Genomic DNA, 17,636 nt, shown 5'->3' on the forward strand with positions numbered 1-17,636 from the left:
ATTCTTGATCAAACGGACTGCACTTCACCTGCACGATGCCCGTCCCTGACGGGCACCGGACGGCCAGGACCTAGAACAACTCAGCGCCGGAGCTGGCCACAACCTCCTTGTACTTCTTCAGGTCACTACTGACAAGCTCGCGGAACTGCTCCACCGTGCCCGGTTCGGCATCCGAGCCCATCACGGCCAGCGCCTGGCGCACGGACGGCTCGGTCAGCGCCTTGGCATAGGCATCGTGCAGCTTCTGCACGATGGGCTGGGGCGTGCCGCCGGTCACGAACACGCCGAACCAGGTCCCCAGGTCAAAGGGCTGAACGCCTGCCTGCTCCATGGTGGGCACGTCCGGGAAGAAGTTGGAGCGTTCCGTGGTGGTCACGGCCAGGGCCTTGACCGAATCGGCCTTGATCAGGGGAGCGGCCGAGGCCAAGTTGTCGAACATGAAATGCACCTGGCCGGCCAGCAGGGCCGTCTTGGCCGGGGCGGCGCCCGCATAGGGCACGTGTATCGAATCGATCTGGGCGCGCGTGTTCAGCACGGCGCCAGCCAGGTGTCCCGCGCTGCCGTTGCCGCCCGACGCGAAATTGAGCTGGCCGGGATGCTGCTTGGCGTAGGTCACCAGGTCCTGCACCGTGGCGATCTTGTTGTCCTGCGCGAATTCCTTGTTGACGATCAGGATGTTGGGGACCGACGCCACGAGCGCGATGGGCTCGAAGCTCTGCACGGGATCGAAGGGTACGGTCTTGTACAGCCAGGGATTGATGGCGTTGATGGCCACGGCTCCCATCATCAGCGTGTAGCCGTCCGGCGCGGCCTTGGCCACGATGCTGGCGCCGATATTGCCGCCGGCGCCCGACTTGTTCTCCACCACCACGGTGCCCAGGTCATCCTTGACGCGCTCGGCCAGCAGACGCGCCATGCTGTCCAGCGGCCCTCCGGGCGGATACGGCACCACGAACTGGATGGGTTTGGAGGGAAAGGCATCTTCAGCCATGACGGCGGGCGCGGCCATCATGGCGGCGACTCCCGAGGCGGCCAACAGCCCCTTGCGTACACAAAACATCGAACTATCCTTCAAAGAAAAAAATACTCCACGGCGCGCCTTCGGCTTGCTGCCCCCGAGGAAGCGCTTTTTGCCTTGGGCGGTCCGACGACAAAAAAACAGGCCTGCGCACGGCGCAGGCTCAGTGAATGATCTGGCTGAGGAATTCCCGCGTGCGCTCGTTCCGGGGAGCGTCAAAAAACGCATCCGGCGCATTCTGCTCAATGATCTCGCCCTGGTCCATGAAAATGACCCGGTCGGCCACCTTGCGCGCAAAACCCATTTCATGGGTGACGCACAGCATGGTCATGCCGGTTTGGGCCAGCTCGACCATGACCTCCAGCACTTCCTTGACCATTTCCGGATCCAGCGCCGAGGTGGGCTCATCGAACAGCATGATTTTAGGCTCCATGCACAGCGAACGGGCAATTGCCACGCGCTGCTGCTGGCCGCCGGAGAGCTGGCCGGGATATTTCTGGGCCTGCTCGGGGATGCGCACGCGCTCCAGGTATTTCATGGCCATGGCCTGGGCCTGGGCCTTGGTCTTGCGCAGCACCCACATGGGCCCCAGCGTCAGGTTCTCCATGACGGTCAGGTGCGGGAACAGATTGAAGTGCTGGAACACCATGCCCACATCGCGGCGTATGGCCTCGATCTGGCGCAAGTCGTTGGTCAGCTCCACGCCGTCCACAATGATCCGGCCCTGCTGATGCTCCTCCAGCCGATTGATGCAGCGGATCAAGGTGGACTTGCCCGAGCCGGAGGGCCCGCAGATCACGATCCGCTCGCCCCGGCCCACATCCAGGTTGATGTTGCGCAGCACGTGGAACTGCCCGTACCACTTGTTGACGTTCTTCAGCTCAATGATGGCCTCTGCCATGCAAAACTCCTAGTAGGGTCGGCCGCGGCCCGCACCTGGCGCGCCGCGGCCTGTCTCAGCGTTCATACCCGGTCTGCAGCCGGCGCTCCAGGGCGCGGCTGTAACGGGAGATCGAATAGCAGAACACGAAATAAATCAGAGCGATGAACAGATAGGCTTCGGTGCTGAAGCCGCGCCAGGCCGCATCGGCCAGCGCCACCTTCGCGGCCTGGGTCAGGTCGAAGATGCCTATGATCACCACCAGGGAAGTGTCCTTGAACAGCGAGATGAAGATGCTGACCAGCGGCGGAATCACGATCTTGAGCGCCTGAGGCAGCACGATCTTGCGCATGGTCTGCCAGTAGCTCAGGCCGATGGACTCCGCGCCCTCGTACTGCCCTTTGGGGATGGCCTGCAGGCCGCCGCGAACGGTCTCGGCGATATAGGCGGCGGCGAACAGGATGATGGCGATCTGGGCGCGCAGCAGCTTGTCGATATTGAAACCTTCGGGCATGAACAGAGGCAGCATCACCGAGGACATGAACAGCAGGCTGATCAGGGGGACGCCGCGGATCAGCTCGATGTAGACCACGCACACGGCCTTGACCGCCGGCAGACGCGATGTGCGCCCCAGGGCCAGCAGCAGCCCCAGCGGAAAGGCGAAGGCAATGCCGAAGGTGGCCAGGATCAGAGTCAGCGGCAGACCGCCCCACAGGCTGTTCTCCACATAGCTCAGGCCCAGCACGCCGCCCCACATCAGCACGCCCACCACCGTCAGGCCGGCCAGCCACAGCAGGGGCAGCCAGGGCTTCCAGAACCAGCTCACGCAGCTGCACACGATCAGCAGCGTCAGCAGGATGGAGGCCAGCAAGGGCCGCCACTGCTCGTCGTAAGGATAGATGCCGAACAGGATCAAACGGTGCTTCTCGCGGATGAAGGCCCAGCAGGCTCCGGCGCTGGCGCGGCAATCCTGGGCCGTCCGGGCGTCGAAATTGGCCTTGATGAACAGCCAGTCCACCAGGGCAGGCACGGTCATCAGCAGCAGCCACACCACCAGGACGGTCAGGATGGCGTTCAGCGGCGAGGAGAAGAGGTTCTCGCGCAGCCAGCCGATCAGGCCGCGCTGCAGCGGCGGCGGGGCCGACAGGGTCGAGGTGTTCTGACTCATTAGCGCTCCACCAGGGCGATGCGGTTGTTGTACCAGTTCATGAAGATCGAGATCGACAGGCTGACGGTCAGGTAGGCCGCCATGATGATCAGGATGCCCTCGATCGCCTGGCCCGTCTGGTTCAGCGTGGTGTTCACCACCGATACGATGTCCGGATAGCCGATGGCCACGGCCAGCGAACTGTTCTTGGTCAGGTTCAGGTACTGGCTGGTCATGGGCGGCACGATGACGCGCAAGGCCTGCGGCAGGATGACCAGGCGCATCATGCGGCTGCGGGTCAGGCCCAGCGCCTGTGCGGCCTCCCATTGCCCCTTGCCCACGGCCTGTATGCCCGAGCGCACGACTTCGGCCACGAAGGCCGAGGTATAGATGATGAGCCCGGCCAGCAACGCGGCGAACTCAGGCGACAGGGTCAGTCCGCCCGCGAAGTTGAAGCCGCGCAGCTCGGGCACGTCCAGCGCGATCGGCGCGCCGCTGAGCAGCAGTGCGGCGGCCGGCAGGGCCAGCAGCAGAGCCGCGCTGGCGCGCCCCACCGGGAAGATACGTCCGGTCTGCTCCTGGCGGCGGCGCGCCCAGTGCGCCAGCAGCACCACGGCCACGATTGCCGCTCCCAGGCCCAGCAGCAGCCAGTTCAGGCCGTCGCCCTGCAGCGGGGGCAGCTTCAGGCCGCGGTTGGACAGGAGGGCGCCGCTGACCGGATTGAGCGCCTGGCGGGGACCGGGCAGCGCATCGGTGATCAATGCATACCAGAAGAACAGCTGCAGCAGCAGCGGGATATTGCGCATCACCTCCACGTACAGGCCCGCCAGCCGGGAGATGAGCCAGTTCCTGGACAGGCGCGCGATGCCCAGCACCGTGCCGATCAAAGTGGCGGCGACGATGCCGATGACCGAGACCTTGAGCGTATTGATCAGGCCCACCAGGATGGCGCGGCCGTACGTGTCGGACGGCGTATAGGCGATGGAGGACTCGCCGATGGCAAAGCCCGCCTCGCGATCCAGGAATTCAAAGCCTGTGGAAATATTGCGCACCGCCAGATTGTGCAAGGTATTGGAGACCAGATACCACACACAGAAGCCCAGTATGCCCAGGATCAGGACCTGGTAGATGATGCCGCGCGTGAACGGATCATTCCAGGACAGGCGCCGGCGCGGCGCCTGCGGAGCAGGTGTGTTTTGTGCCATAGCGTAAAACCCGTGTTAGCAGCACTACGCGTAGCCCTGCGAGATGGCCCGCGCCCCGCCGTCGGCGAGGCGCGGAAACAGAGGGTGAAGATGTGGAATCTTAACGCACTGGCCACCCGTACATCAGTCCGCCGTCTCGCCATTGGGCGTTCAGGCCGCGCTCGAGCTTGAGCGGCGTGTTCTTGCCCACGTTGCGCTCGAAGCTTTCGCCGTAGTTGCCCACCTGCTTGATGATGTTGTAGGCCCACTTGTTGTCCAGCTTCAGGCCCTTGCCCAGTTCCCCGGACACGCCCAGGATGCGCTGCACGTTCGGATTGTCGCTCTTGGCCTTCTCGTCCACATTGGCGGAGGTGATGCCGTATTCCTCGGCCTCCAGCATGGCGTTCAAGGTCCAGCGCACCAGCGTGAACCATTCATCATCGCCCTGGCGCACCATGGGTCCCAGCGGCTCCTTGGAGAGATCCTCGGGCAGGATGTCGAAATCATCCGGCGAAGCTTGCGCAGCGCGCATGGAGGCCAGCTGGGACTTGTCGGTGGTGAAGGCGTCGCAGCGCCCGGAGGTGAAGGAGCGCATGGCCTCTTCGGGGTTGTTGATCACGACCGGATTGAACTTGATGTTCTGGGATCGGAACCAGTCGGCCAGGTTCAGCTCGGTGGTGGTGCCGGGCTGCACGCAGACCGCGGCGCCGTCCAGCTCCTTGGCGCTTTTCACGCCCAGCGCCTTCTTGACCATGATGCCCTGGCTGTCATAGTAATTCACGCCCGCGCTCATCAGGCCCAGGGTGGTGTCGCGGGCGATGGTGGCGGTCGTGTTGCGGGTCAGCACGTCCACTTCGCCCGATTGCAGGGCGGTGAACCGCTGCTGCGTCGTCAGGGGGTGACCTTGTACTTGGCCGCGTCGCCAAAGACAGCGGCGGCGATGGCGCGGCAGGCGTCCACGTCTATGCCCGACCAGACGCCCTTGCTGTCAGCCAGCGAAAAACCGGCGATGCCGGTGGATATGCCGCACTGGACAAAGCCCTTCTTCTTGACTGCGTCCAGGGTTTCGCCGGCTTGTACGCTGGCGCCAAATGCCATCAAAGCCACACCGCATGCAATGGTTTTCACGAACCTCATGGTATGTCACCTCCTGTTTACTTTTGGTAAATGGATGCAGATTACAATTGCAGCTAAGCTGTCGGTATCCAATCGTATGACCAGTGTTGCGAAACAAGTATGGGGAATTTCCCTCTTATGGAACCACGGCCGGCCATGTTTGGCCCGGCGCTTTGACGCCGGCCCGCGCCGGGCCGCCATCGTGGCGCCCCGGGCAGACTTACCTTTGATTTTCCATCGCGATGATCGAGTTCCAACACGTTTTCAAGTCGTATGGCCGCGGCAGGAATATTCTTGCCGACATCAACTTCCGCATCCAGGCCGGCGAGTTCATTTTCGTCTCCGGTCCCTCGGGAGCCGGCAAATCCACCCTGCTGCGCCTGATCGGCGGCCTTGAGCCGCCCAGCCGCGGCTCCGTGCAGGTCAACGGACACCGCCTGGACAAGCTGTCGGCGCGCGCGCGCCCCTACCTGCGCCGCGCCGTGGGCGTGGTGCTGCAGGACACACACCTGCTGTACGACCGCAGCGCGCTGGCCAACGTCACCCTGCCGCTGGCGGTCGTGGGCCTGGACCCGCGCACCGCCCAGGCGCGCGCCCGCGCCGCCATGGAAAAAGTGGGCCTGCGCGGCAAGGAGGACCTCAGCCCCGTGGAGATGCCCGGCGGCGAACAGCAGCGCCTGCCCATCGCCCGGGCCACCGTCAACCGCCCGGCCATCCTGCTCGCGGACGAGCCCACCGCCAACCTGGACGCCGACAACGCCAAACGCATCATGGACGTCTTGATGGATTTCAACCGGGTCGGCGTGACCACGCTGATCGCCTCCCATGACCTGAAGCTCATGGCCCGCTACGCCCGCCGCACCCTGCTGATCCAGGACGGGCGTTTCTCCGACCATCCGGGGGTGCTGGCATGACGCGCTGGCTGCGACACCATCAATACGCCCTGCTGGTGGCCCTGCGCCGCCTGAAGGTGCAGCCCTTCTCCTCGCTGTCCAACCTGGTGGTCATCGCCTTGACGCTGGCCGTACCCATACTGGGCGCCGCCATCCTGCTGGCCGCGCAGCCCGTGGTGCGCGAGATCCCGATCTCCCCCGAAATGACGGTCTTCATGAAGCAGGACACCAGGCTGGAGCAGGCTCAGGAATTGACGGCCCGCATCCGGCAGGAGTTCGAACCGCTGCTGGCGCAAACGCGCCTGGTCAGCAACGAACAGGCGCTGCGCCAGCTCAAGGGCAACCCCACCTGGGCGGACGCGCTCGCGGTGCTGCCCAGCAACCCCCTGCCCCATGCCATCGTCCTGACCCAACACGAGGCCCCCGACCTGGCGGCGCGGGCCGACACCCTGGCAAAGGACATCCAGGGCCGCGAAGGCGTGGACAGCGTGCTGCTGGACAGCGAATGGGTACAGCGCCTGGAGGCCATCCTGCGCTTCATCCGCATCGGCCTGTGGATCCTGATGGCCGGCGTGGGCGTGGTGGTCATCGCCACCGTCTTCAATACCGTGCGCCTGCAGGCCCTCAGCCAGCGCGAGGAAATCGCCGTGGCGCGCCTGGTGGGCGCAACCGAGGCCTTCGTGCGGCGCCCCTTCCTGTACATGGGCGCGCTGACCGGCCTGCTGGCCAGCGCCCTGGCCTGCGGCTTGGCGCTGCTGGCCCTGACGCCCCTGAACCAGGCGCTGTCGCGCCTGGCCGCCAGCTACGGCGTGCCGCTGCAACTGCGCCTGCCCGACTTCTCGCTCCTGCTGACCGCCGCCGTCCTGGTCGCCATCCTGGGCGCCCTGGCCGCGCGCTGGTCCGTCACCCGCACCACACAATACTGATGTCCCTACCCGAACCCTGTACGCGCGGCCTGGCCGGCCGCGTGGTGGCCTGGCAGAAAGAGGCGGGCCGCCACCATCTGCCCTGGCAGCACACCCGGGACCCCTACCGGGTCTGGCTGTCCGAGATCATGCTGCAGCAGCCCCAGGTCGCCACTGTCCTGGGCTACTACGAGCGTTTTCTGGAACGTTTTCCCACCGTGCTGGACCTGGCCGCCGCCAGCCAGGACGAAGTCATGCCCTATTGGGCCGGCCTGGGCTACTACGCCCGCGCCCGCAACCTGCACCGCTGCGCGCGCGAAGTCGCGCAACACTGGCAGGGCCGCTTCCCCGGCACGGCGGCGGAACTGGCCGGGCTGCCCGGCATAGGCCGCTCCACGGCCTGCGCCATCGCAGCTTTCTGTTTCGGCGAACGCAGTCCCATCATGGACGGCAACGTCAAGCGGGTTTTCACGCGCTATTTCGGCATCTATGGTCCGACGCAGAAGAAAGCCGTGGAGAACGCGCTGTGGGACAAGGCGCAGGAGGTGCTGGCACAGGCGCCCGCCGATCTGGACATGGCGGCGTACACGCAAGGCCTGATGGACCTGGGCTCGCAGTGCTGCACGCGCAGCAAGCCGACCTGCAGCCTGTGTCCCCTGCAGTCGGACTGCTATGCCCACACCCGCCAGGTGCAGGCCGAGCTGCCCAGCCCCAAGGAACGCGCCCGCCAGGACGAGCGCTGCTGCCACGTGCTGATCCTGGAGCAGGACGGCCGGCTGCTGCTGGAACAACGCCCCGACAAAGGCATCTGGGGCGGCCTGCAGACCCTGCCCCAATTCGACGACGAACAGGCCCTGCACGCGGCCGCGCGGCGCTGGTCGAGCCAGGAGCCCGTGGCCCTGGCCTCATTCCAGCATGTGTTTTCGCATTTCAAGCTGCACATCACGCCCTGGCTGCTGGAGGCCGACGGCCCCGTACTGGCCGAGCCCGCCGCCCGGCAGCGCTGGCTGGAACTGGACGGACTGCGCGACGCCGCCCTGCCCGCGCCCATACGCAAGCTGCTGGACGGCCTGTACGGCGTGGACGAGGCGCAATTGACGCTGGAATAGCGGCGCGCCTCCGGATACTGAACAGGCTCTAGGGCCTGCCCGGCCTGTGGTGGCTGATGCTCATCAGCATCCCGCAGGCCACGCCCAGGGTCATCAAGGCCGTGCCGCCGTAGCTCAGGAACGGCAGGGGCACGCCGACCACGGGCAGGATGCCCGTCACCATGCCGATGTTCACGAATACATAGACGAACAGCATCATGGACATGGAGCCGGCCAGCAGGCGGCTGAACTGCGTCTGCGCGGCCACGGCGATCGTCAGGCCGCGCACGATGAGCAGCGCATACAGCACCAGCAGCATGATGCCGCCATACAGGCCGAACTCCTCGGCGAACACGGCGAAAATGAAGTCCGTGGTGCGTTCAGGCACGAAATCCAGGTGGGACTGGGTGCCCATCATGTAGCCTTTGCCATAGATGCCGCCCGAACCGATGGCGATCATGGACTGGATGGTGTGAAAGCCCTTGCCCAGCGGGTCGCTGCCCGGGTTGAGCAAGGTGCAGACGCGATGCTTCTGATAGTCGTGCAGGACCACCCAGTTCAGGTCGGGCACGCAGATCTGGTCTTCGTAGTAGAGCAAGGCGCTGATGCCCAGGATCAGCACCAGGAAGATGGGTACCAGCAGGCGGAACGACAGGCCTGCGAAATAAATGACGCAGAAACCGGCGCCGAACACCAGCAGCGCGGTGCCAAGGTCCGGCTGGCGCACGATCAGCAGGAACGGAATCATGAGCAGCACGCCGGCCACCAGAAAGTCCATGAAGCGCATGCGTGAGCCCTGATGGCGGTCGAAATACCAGGCCAGCATCAGCGGCACCGAGATCTTCAGCATCTCCGAAGGCTGGATGCGCGCCACGCCCAGGTCCAGCCAGCGGGTGGCGCCCTTGCTGGTCTCGCCGAAGAACTCCACGCCCAGCAGCAGCACCACGCCCAACGAATACACATAGGGCGCCAGGCGCATCCACAAGGGCGGCGGAATCAGGGCGGCCAGCCACATGACGCCGAAGGCCAGCAGGAAATTGCGCGTCTGGTCGGCAAAGCGCCAGTCGGTGCCGCCCACGGCCGAATGCATGACCGTCAGGCCCAGCACCGTCATCAGCAACAGCAGCAGCAACAGGGGCCAGTCGAAGGCGTTGATGGCTTTCAAGCCCCATTGAAGAAGACGTTTCATTGCAAATGCCCCCGCTCGACCAGCCAGTAATCAAACACCTGGCGCGCCACGGGCGCCGCCACCGAGCCGCCCCAGCCGGCGTTCTCCACGATCAGCGCCACGGCGATCTTGGGATTGTCGGCCGGCGCATAGGACATGAACAGGGCGTGATCGCGCAGGCGTTCATCGATGGCATTGGCGTTGTACTTGGCTCCGCGCAGGCTGAACACCTGGGCCGTGCCGGTCTTGCCGGCGGCCTGGTAGGCCGCGCCCGCGAACGCGCGCCGGGCGGTCCCCATGCGCACCACGTCCACCAGCGCGCGCTTGACCACGTCCAGGTTGGCCTGCTTGAGGGGGATGACCTCGGTATCGATGCGCACCGGCTTTTCGACGTCCGGATCATGCGGGTTGACGATCTGGCTGACCAGGTGAGGCTTGCGGGAGATGCCATTGTTGGCCAGCACGGCGGTGGCGTGGGCCAGTTGCAGCAGGGTGAAGGAGTTGTAGCCCTGGCCCACGGCCACCGAGATGCTCTCGCCCGCATACCAGCGCTGCTGGGCGGGCTTGCGATAGGCCTGGCGCTTCCATTCGGTTGACGGCAGGATGCCGCGGCGCTCGCCGTCCAGGTCTATGCCGGTGTATTGGCCGAAGCCGAACTGCTTCATGAAGTCGTGCAGACTGTCCACGCCGATCTCCGGCCCCAGCGAATAGAAATAAGTGTCCGAGGACACCACCAGCGCGCGGTGCATGTCCGTGGCGCCGTACACGGCGCCGCCCGCGTTGCGGAAACGCTGCCCGCCGAACTCGAAGTAGCCGGGGTCGGGCAGGCGATCGGTGGCGTTGCGCTTGCCCAGTTCCAGCGCCGCCAGCGCCACGAAGGGCTTGTAGGTGGAGCCGATGGGATAGGTGCCGTACAAGGGACGGTTGATCAGGGGGTGGTCGGGCGAATCATTGAGCTTGCGCCAGTTTTCGACGTCGATGCCGTCGATGAACAGATTGGGGTCGAAGGAAGGCGCCGACACGAAGGCCAGCACTTCTCCGGTGGCCGGCTCGATGGCCACCAGGGCGCCGCGGCGCCCCTTGAACTGGGCCTCGGCCACCTTCTGCAAGCCTATGTCCAGCGACAGTTTCAGGTTGGCTCCCGGCACCGGATCCACACGGCTGAGCGTGCGCACCGGGCGCCCCGAGGCCGCCACTTCGACTTCCTCGATGCCGGTGCGGCCATGCAGGGTCTGCTCCCAGGTCTTTTCGATGCCCTTCTTGCCGATCACGCTGGTGCCCCGGTAGTTGCCCGTCTGGCCCGTCTCTTCCAGACGCGTCTGGTCGGCCTCGGAAATGCGGCCCACATAGCCAATGACATGGGCGGCCGCCTCGCCCTGCGGATATTCGCGCACCCAACGCGCCTGCAGGGTCACGCCGGGAAACTTGTAGGCGTGGGCCGCGAACCAGGAAGCCTCGTCGTCATTCAGGTTGTTGCGCAGCATGCTTTCCGAATAGCGGCTGTTCTGCGCCACGCTCTGCTTGAAGCGGCGCCGGTCGCGCGAGCTGAGCTCCACCAGCTGCCCGACCTTGTCCAGCATGTCGTCCACGGGCTCTTCGAGATTGGCGGGCACCACCGACAGGGTGTAGTCGCGGTAGTTGCGCGCCAGCACCACGCCGTTGCGGTCCAGGATCTCGCCGCGCCGGGGCGTGATGGGCACCACCGCGATCCGGTTCTGGTCGGCGCGTGCGGCAAAGCCTTCGTAGCGCACCACCTGCAAATACCACAGGCGCACGCCCAGCACGCTCAGCAGCAATGCGGCCAGGATGCCGGCCACCATGGCGCGGACCAGCATCCGCTGGCGTTGCTGGTGGGTGGTTTTCTTGAATTCGAACATGGCCGCCGCTCCGTTCAGGGCGAACCGGAATCGGTCTCGTCATGACGCCGCTGCGGCAGAAAGAGCACGCTGTCGGCCAATGGCCAGAGCGCCGCCGTCAGCAGGACGGCGCCGGCCCAGTCCCAGCCCGACCACTCTCCCATCAGCCAGGCGTGCAGCACGCGCACCACGAGCTGTGCGAGCAGCATGACGGGCAGCATGTGCAGCACGTGGGTCCACATGCCGAAATGCAGCATGCGCCGGCGCAGCACCAGGGCCCCGTACACCACCAGCACATAACTGAGCGCATGCTCGCCCAGCAGGCTGCCGTCGTGCACGTCCACCAGGATGCCCAGCAGGAAGGCCAGCGACATGGGTACGCGGCGCGGTTCGTGCACCGCCCAGAAGGCCAGCACCAGCATCAGCAGGTCGGGCGCGAAGGACCACAGCCGCCAGGGCAGCATGGAGGACAGCCACATCAGCAGGATGGAACCCCAGACCAGCCAGGGACTGGAGGCCCGGGAAAAGGGGCTGCTGTCGATGGGCTGCAGACTGCTCAGGGATGAATGCCGCGCCCGCCGGGACTGCGTATCCGGGGATTCAGGGCGATTCATGGTCTGGCGTGTCCTGTTCAAAAGGAGGTTCGCTCTCGGGCACGAGCAGGATCAGGAAATGGCGATAGCGTTCCGGATGCGACAGCGGCGAGACCAGCGCCAGGGCGAATCCCGAGGCGTCGTCCCGTTCGATGCGATCCACCGTGCCCACGGGCAGGCCGGCCGGAAACAGGCCGCCGATGCCGCTGGTGATGAGCGTGTCGTTCTCCTGCAGGTCCACGTCGGCCGTCAGGTAGCGCACCTCCACCTTGCCGCCCGGATTGCCGCCGAAGGCGATCAGGCGCAGGCCGTTGCGCAGCACCTGCACCGGCACCGACACCTTGTCGTCGGTGATGAGCGCGGCCTCCGAGGTGAAGCGCGTGACGCGCACCACCTGGCCGACCACGCCACCCTCGTCGATGACCGGCATGCCGGGACGGATGCCGCTGGAGGAGCCCTTGTTGAAGATCAGGTGGCGGGCATAGCCGTTGGGAGGCTCGTACAGGACCTCCACCGCCACGGAAGGCTGGGTGACCGCATCGGCCACCTGCAGCAGGCGGCGCAACTGTTCGTTTTCCGCCGACAGCTGGGCGGCATGGGTGGAGAGCTGAGCCAGCTCGATGCGCTGGCGTTGCAGCGCTTCTTTTTCGGAGCGCGCCGTGGAAGCCGCGTCGGTCCAGCTACTGAAATAGCTCACCAGGTCGCGCGGGGCGAGCATCACGCGCTGAAAGGGATAAAGCACCGCCGCCACGGCCTGGCGCACCGGCTCGAGCACGGCCAGGCGAGCGTCGGCCAGCATCAGGCCCAGGGCCAGCACGACCAGCGCGGCCACGCGCAGCTCGGCGGACGTGCCGCGCCTGAAAAGCCGGATGGAGCCTTGTTCTCGCATTACTCAAGCACTCGGACGCTTGCCCCCAGGGCACGGACCGCCCGGGGGGCTGAGCAGGGATCAGTCGTAGATGAATACGGATTCCAGGCGCTCCAGATGCTCCAGCGCCTCGCCGCAACCGCGCACCACGCAGGTCAGGGGATCTTCGGCCACCACCACGGGCAGGCCGGTCTCTTCCTGCAGCAGGCGGTCCAGATCATGCAGCAGCGCGCCGCCGCCGGTCAAGACAATGCCCTTGTCGGTGATGTCGGCGCCCAGTTCGGGCGGGGTCTGTTCCAGCGCGGTCTTGACGGCCGAGACGATCTGGTTGAGCGGATCGGTCAGGGATTCCAGGATTTCGTTGGAGGAGACGGTGAAGCTGCGCGGCACGCCTTCGGACAGGTTGCGGCCCTTGACTTCGATCTCGCGGATCTCGGTGCCGGGAAAGGCCGAGCCGATCTGCTTCTTGATGAGTTCGGCGGTGGGCTCGCCGATCAGCATGCCGTAGTTGCGGCGGATGTAGTTGATGATGGCTTCGTCGAACTTGTCGCCGCCCACGCGCACCGAGCCCTTGTACACCATGCCGCCCAGGGAGATGATGGCCACTTCGGTGGTGCCCCCGCCGATGTCCACGACCATGGAGCCGCTGGCGTCCGAGACCGCCAGGCCCGCGCCGATGGCGGCGGCCATGGGTTCCTCGATCAGGTAGACTTTGCTTGCGCCGGCGCCCAGCGCGGATTCCTTGATGGCGCGGCGCTCGACCTGCGTGGAGCCGCAGGGAACGCACACGATGATGCGCGGGCTGGGAGCGAACATGCTGCGCGGATGCACCATGCGGATGAACTGCTTGAGCATTTGTTCGGTGACCGTGAAGTCCGCGATCACGCCGTCCTTCATGGGGCGGATGGCTTCGATGTTGCCTGGCACCCGGCCCAGCATCTGCTTGGCCTCGTGGCCGACTGCCTGAATGATTTTCTTGCCATTGGGGCCGCCTTCGTGGCGGATGGCTACAACGGACGGTTCATCCAGTACGATACCCTTGCCGCGTACGTAGATAAGGGTATTGGCCGTACCGAGGTCGATTGCCATATCGCTGGAAAAGTAACTGCGTAGGAATCCGAACATGGGCGCGCAACGTGTAAAGTGTTTGGGAGATGGGCAGGTAAATTCGGCGCGGAACTCAAGCGTGAAACGGCAGGCACAAGAACCAGGCAACGAATTCAGAAATACCTGGGAAGGAAACGGTCAATGATAACTTATAATTGGTCTGCACTAGGACTGTTTTAATGGTCAGTTAAGTTCTGTAACCTTCACATTTCCCATAAAAGCGCGAATCTGTCGCCAACTGACAGGTCTCCGCCATTTTTTATTACTTATTTTCGACTACGACCCCCATGTCCATCACTCAACAGGATGTTGCCCGTATCGCGCAACTGGCGCGCATCGATTTATCTGCCGAACAGACCGTCCAGGTCGAGCAGGATCTGACGCGCATCCTGGGGCTGATCCAGACCCTGCAGACCGTCGACACCACCGGCGTCGAACCCATGGCCCACCCCTTGTCCGCGCACCAGGAGATCAGCCTGCGCCTGCGCGAGGACCAGGCGCTGCCCACGGGAACGGTGGACAGCCGCCAAGCCATGATGCGCAACGCCCCCGCCGAACAGGACGGCCTGTTCCTCGTGCCCACGGTCATCGAATAAAGCAGAACCATGTCTTTCTCCCCTGAATTCGCCTCCATTGCCACCTTGCTGCAATCGCTGCAACCCAAGACCCTCAGCGCCCCGGCACTCCCGCAGCAGCCGCTGGAGCGCAGCGCGCGCCGCCAGGACCTGAACGCCTTCGTGCAGCAGGAACCGGCCCTGACGCTGGCCCAGGCCGACGCGGCCGACGCCCTGATCGCGCAAGGCAAGGCCGGTCCGCTGACCGGCATTCCCATCGCCCACAAGGACCTGTTCGTCACGCGCGACTGGCGCACCACCGCCTGCAGCAAGATGCTGGGCGACTACGTCAGCCCCTTCGACGCCACGGTGGTCGACAAGCTGCAGGCCGCCGGCGCGGTCTCGCTGGGCAAGCTGAGCTGCGACGAGTTCGCCATGGGCTCGCGCAATGAAAGCTCCATCTTCGGACCCGTGCGCAACCCCTGGGACAGCAGCGTGATCCCCGGCGGCTCCTCGGGCGGCTCGGCCGCCGCCGTGGCCGCCGGCCTGGTGGCCGGCGCCACCGCCACCGATACGGGCGGCTCCATCCGCCAGCCCGCCGCCCTGTGCGGGGTCAGCGGCATCAAGCCCACTTACGGCACGGTATCGCGCTTCGGCATCATCGCCTACGGCTCCAGCCTGGACCAGGCCGGCCCCATCGCCCGCAGCGCGCGCGACCTCCTGGACCTGCTGGAGGCCATGTGCGGCTTCGATCCGCATGACGCCACCAGCCTGGAATTCTGCGACGACCAGCCCAACACGGGCGAGCGCATCCGCAAGCAGTTCGAGCAGCACGTCGCCCAGTACGACGCTCAGGGCAGCCAGCCCCTGAAGGGTCTGCGCATCGGCGTGCCCGCCCAGTTCTTCGGCGAAGGCCTGGATCCGGCCATCGCCGCCGGCATCGAATCGGCTCTCAAGACCTACGAAAGCCTGGGCGCGGAACGGGTCACGGTGCAGTTGCCCCTGACCGAACTGTCCATCCCGACCTATTACGTCATCAGCCCGGCCGAGGCCTCCACCAACCTGTCGCGCTTCGACGGCGTGCGCTACGGTCACCGCGCCGAGCAATACACCGACCTGGCCAGCATGATTTCGCGCTCGCGCTCCGAGGGCTTCGGTCCCGAAGTCGTGCGCCGCATTCTGGTGGGCACCTACGTGCTCTCGCACGGTTACTACGACGCCTACTACCTGCAGGCGCAACGCGTGCGCCGCATGATCGTGGACGATTTCCAGAAAGCCTTCGCCCAGTGCGACCTGATCCTGGGCCCGGTCACCCCGACCCTGGGCCGCAGGATCGGCGACGCCACGGACGACCCCACGGCCGACTGGCTGGGCGATATCTACACGCTGGGCGTGAGCCTGGCCGGCCTGCCTGCCATGTCCATTCCCTGCGGCCTGAGCGGCGGCGACAAGCCCCTGCCCATAGGCCTGCAGATCATCGGCAACTACTTCCGCGAAGGCCAGCTGCTGGCCTTCGCCGACCGCTTCCAGCAAGCCACCGACTGGCATCAACGTCAACCAGGACAAGAATGATGGAATGGGAAATTGTCATCGGGCTGGAAACCCACGTTCAGCTCTCGACCGAATCCAAGATTTTCTCCAGCAGCAGCACCCGCTTCGGCGCGCTGCCCAACACGCAGGCCAATGAGGTCGACATGGCCCTGCCCGGCGCGCTGCCGGTATTCAACCGCGGCGCGGCCGAACGGGCCATCCGCCTGGGCCTGGCCGTGGGCGGCCGCATCGCGCCCCGCTCGGTCTTCGAGCGCAAGAACTACTTCTACCCCGACCTGCCCAAGAACTACCAGATCAGCCAGATGGAAATCCCGGTGGTGTCGGGCGGCACGATTTCCTTCATGGTCGGCGACGAGGAAAAGACCGTCAATCTGACTCGCGCCCACCTCGAAGAGGACGCCGGCAAGTCGCTGCACGAGAACTTCCGCGGCCCACACGGCGAGTCCTCCACCGGCATCGATCTGAACCGGGCCGGCACCCCGTTGCTGGAAATCGTATCCGAACCCGAGATGCGCTCGGCCGCCGAGGCCGTGGGCTATGCGCGCGCACTGCACAGCCTGGTCGTCTGGCTGGGCATCTGCGACGGCAACATGCAGGAGGGCTCCTTCCGCGTGGACGCCAACGTCTCGGTGCGCCCCAAGGGCCAGGCCGAGTTCGGCACGCGCTGCGAACTGAAGAACATCAACTCCTTCCGCTTCCTGGAACGCGCCATCCAGTACGAAGCCCGGCGCCAGATCGAACTGATCGAGGACGGCGGCAAGGTCACGCAGGAAACCCGCCTATACGACGCCGATCGCGACGAGACGCGCAGCATGCGCAGCAAGGAAGACGCGCACGACTACCGCTACTTCCCCGATCCGGACCTGCCGCCATTGATCATCGGCGCCGACTGGATCGAGCGCGTGCGCCAGGACATGCCCGAACTGCCGGCCCAGAAAAAGGCCCGCTTCGAGCGCGAATTCGAACTGAGCCGCTACGACGCATCCCAGCTCACCGTGGACCGGGCCACGGCGGACTTCTTCGAAGCCGTGCTGCAGGCCGGCTCGCCCGCTCACGCCAAGCTGGCCGCCAACTGGATACTGGGCGAGCTGTCCGCCACCTTGAACCGCCAGGAACTGGACATCGCCCAGTCGCGCGTCAGTCCCGCTCAACTGGCCCGGCTGATCGCCCGCATTGCCGACGGCACCATCTCCAACAAGATCGCCCGCGACGTCTTCACCGCGCAATGGGAAGGCGAACTGGACGGCGATGTGGACGCCATCATCGAGGCCAAGGGGCTGAAGCAGATCAATGACGCCGGCGCCATCGGCGCCATGGTCGACGAAGTGCTGGCCGCCAATGCCGACATGATCGAACAGTACCGCGCAGGCAAGCAGAAAGCCTTCAACGCGCTGGTCGGCCAGGTCATGAAAGTCGCCAAGGGCAAGGCCAACCCCCAGCAGATCAACGAAATGCTCAAGCAGAAGCTGGACGCCTGATCCGCCGGGCGCCCCCAATGAAAACACCAGGCCGCGCGCCTGGTGTTTTTTTTTGCTGACCTTGAGCTGTGCAGCCTTGTTTTATTCTTTTCACCATCGTCAATAAAAAAACATTAGCCAGAATCGTTATAAGCAAGCGAAGTTTTGGTATTTCACGAGGCGCCGGGACACATGCTGAAATACTTTCCATGGGAAACCCGCCGTTCACGAGCAACCCGCTCCGCCCGGCC

General features: G+C 65.2%; 15 protein-coding genes and 1 pseudogene. 6 read left to right on the forward strand and 10 right to left on the reverse strand.

Going from position 1 to position 17,636, the window contains the following annotated elements:
- Window positions 1-70: 70 nt before the first annotated feature.
- The 5 genes and pseudogenes from ACWPWO_RS13720 to ACWPWO_RS13740 all read right to left on the reverse strand — a co-directional run bounded on the left by ACWPWO_RS13720 (window position 71) and on the right by ACWPWO_RS13740 (window position 5,366).
- Window positions 71-1,060 (reverse strand): Bug family tripartite tricarboxylate transporter substrate binding protein, encoded by a 990-nt coding sequence (locus ACWPWO_RS13720; RefSeq protein ID WP_454007045.1) that lies wholly within the window; start codon window positions 1,058-1,060, stop codon window positions 71-73.
- Window positions 1,061-1,181: 121 nt separating this feature from the next.
- Window positions 1,182-1,919 (reverse strand): amino acid ABC transporter ATP-binding protein, encoded by a 738-nt coding sequence (locus tag ACWPWO_RS13725; protein ID WP_454007046.1) that lies wholly within the window; start codon window positions 1,917-1,919, stop codon window positions 1,182-1,184.
- A 55-nt stretch (window positions 1,920-1,974) separates the two neighbouring features.
- Window positions 1,975-3,066: an amino acid ABC transporter permease gene (locus ACWPWO_RS13730; protein WP_454007047.1), complete on the reverse strand. Its 1,092-nt coding sequence runs from the start codon at window positions 3,064-3,066 to the stop codon at window positions 1,975-1,977.
- A complete protein-coding gene (locus tag ACWPWO_RS13735; RefSeq protein WP_454007048.1) occupies window positions 3,066-4,250 on the reverse strand; it encodes an amino acid ABC transporter permease in 1,185 nt (394 codons plus the stop codon). Before ACWPWO_RS13735 ends, ACWPWO_RS13730 begins: the two co-directional genes overlap by 1 nt.
- Before the next feature lie 100 nt (window positions 4,251-4,350).
- Window positions 4,351-5,366, reverse strand: a pseudogene (locus ACWPWO_RS13740) (amino acid ABC transporter substrate-binding protein).
- A gap of 221 nt (window positions 5,367-5,587) precedes the next feature.
- Between ACWPWO_RS13740 and ACWPWO_RS13745 the strand changes: the two are divergent.
- Genes ACWPWO_RS13745 through mutY form a run of 3 tightly spaced genes read left to right on the forward strand, consistent with a single transcriptional unit; the run spans window position 5,588 to window position 8,252 of the window.
- Window positions 5,588-6,259, forward strand: a complete 672-nt coding sequence (locus ACWPWO_RS13745) for a cell division ATP-binding protein FtsE (RefSeq protein WP_454007049.1) — start codon at window positions 5,588-5,590, stop codon at window positions 6,257-6,259.
- On the forward strand, window positions 6,256-7,164 hold the full coding sequence (locus ACWPWO_RS13750) for a cell division protein FtsX (RefSeq protein ID WP_454007050.1): 909 nt from the start codon (window positions 6,256-6,258) through the stop codon (window positions 7,162-7,164). Before ACWPWO_RS13745 ends, ACWPWO_RS13750 begins: the two co-directional genes overlap by 4 nt.
- Complete coding sequence (mutY, locus tag ACWPWO_RS13755; protein WP_454007051.1) at window positions 7,164-8,252, forward strand: A/G-specific adenine glycosylase; 1,089 nt, start codon at window positions 7,164-7,166, stop codon at window positions 8,250-8,252. Before ACWPWO_RS13750 ends, mutY begins: the two co-directional genes overlap by 1 nt.
- Before the next feature lie 28 nt (window positions 8,253-8,280).
- On the opposite strand, the gene rodA is transcribed toward mutY, so the two are convergent.
- The 5 genes from rodA to ACWPWO_RS13780 are packed head-to-tail and all read right to left on the reverse strand — an operon-like array spanning window position 8,281 to window position 13,841.
- Window positions 8,281-9,420: a rod shape-determining protein RodA gene (gene rodA, locus ACWPWO_RS13760; protein WP_454007052.1), complete on the reverse strand. Its 1,140-nt coding sequence runs from the start codon at window positions 9,418-9,420 to the stop codon at window positions 8,281-8,283.
- Window positions 9,417-11,276, reverse strand: coding sequence for a penicillin-binding protein 2 (mrdA, locus tag ACWPWO_RS13765; protein WP_454007053.1), 1,860 nt, complete (start codon window positions 11,274-11,276; stop codon window positions 9,417-9,419). Before mrdA ends, rodA begins: the two co-directional genes overlap by 4 nt.
- 14 nt (window positions 11,277-11,290) lie before the next feature.
- Complete coding sequence (gene mreD / locus ACWPWO_RS13770; RefSeq protein WP_394061924.1) at window positions 11,291-11,869, reverse strand: rod shape-determining protein MreD; 579 nt, start codon at window positions 11,867-11,869, stop codon at window positions 11,291-11,293.
- Entirely contained in the window at window positions 11,856-12,737 is an 882-nt protein-coding gene (gene mreC / locus ACWPWO_RS13775; protein ID WP_454007054.1) for a rod shape-determining protein MreC, read from the reverse strand. Before mreC ends, mreD begins: the two co-directional genes overlap by 14 nt.
- A 60-nt stretch (window positions 12,738-12,797) precedes the next feature.
- Complete coding sequence (locus ACWPWO_RS13780; RefSeq protein WP_341667771.1) at window positions 12,798-13,841, reverse strand: rod shape-determining protein; 1,044 nt, start codon at window positions 13,839-13,841, stop codon at window positions 12,798-12,800.
- A 269-nt stretch (window positions 13,842-14,110) separates the two neighbouring features.
- On the opposite strand from ACWPWO_RS13780, the gene gatC reads away from it, so the two are divergent.
- The 3 genes from gatC to gatB are packed head-to-tail and all read left to right on the forward strand — an operon-like array spanning window position 14,111 to window position 17,406.
- Window positions 14,111-14,419: an Asp-tRNA(Asn)/Glu-tRNA(Gln) amidotransferase subunit GatC gene (gene gatC, locus ACWPWO_RS13785; protein ID WP_454007055.1), complete on the forward strand. Its 309-nt coding sequence runs from the start codon at window positions 14,111-14,113 to the stop codon at window positions 14,417-14,419.
- Between the two features lie 9 nt (window positions 14,420-14,428).
- On the forward strand, window positions 14,429-15,949 hold the full coding sequence (gene gatA, locus ACWPWO_RS13790) for an Asp-tRNA(Asn)/Glu-tRNA(Gln) amidotransferase subunit GatA (RefSeq protein WP_454007056.1): 1,521 nt from the start codon (window positions 14,429-14,431) through the stop codon (window positions 15,947-15,949).
- Window positions 15,949-17,406, forward strand: coding sequence for an Asp-tRNA(Asn)/Glu-tRNA(Gln) amidotransferase subunit GatB (gatB, locus tag ACWPWO_RS13795; protein ID WP_454007498.1), 1,458 nt, complete (start codon window positions 15,949-15,951; stop codon window positions 17,404-17,406). Before gatA ends, gatB begins: the two co-directional genes overlap by 1 nt.
- Window positions 17,407-17,636: the final 230 nt, after the last annotated feature.

The sequence above is a fragment of the Alcaligenes sp. Marseille-Q7550 genome (assembly GCF_965112015.1).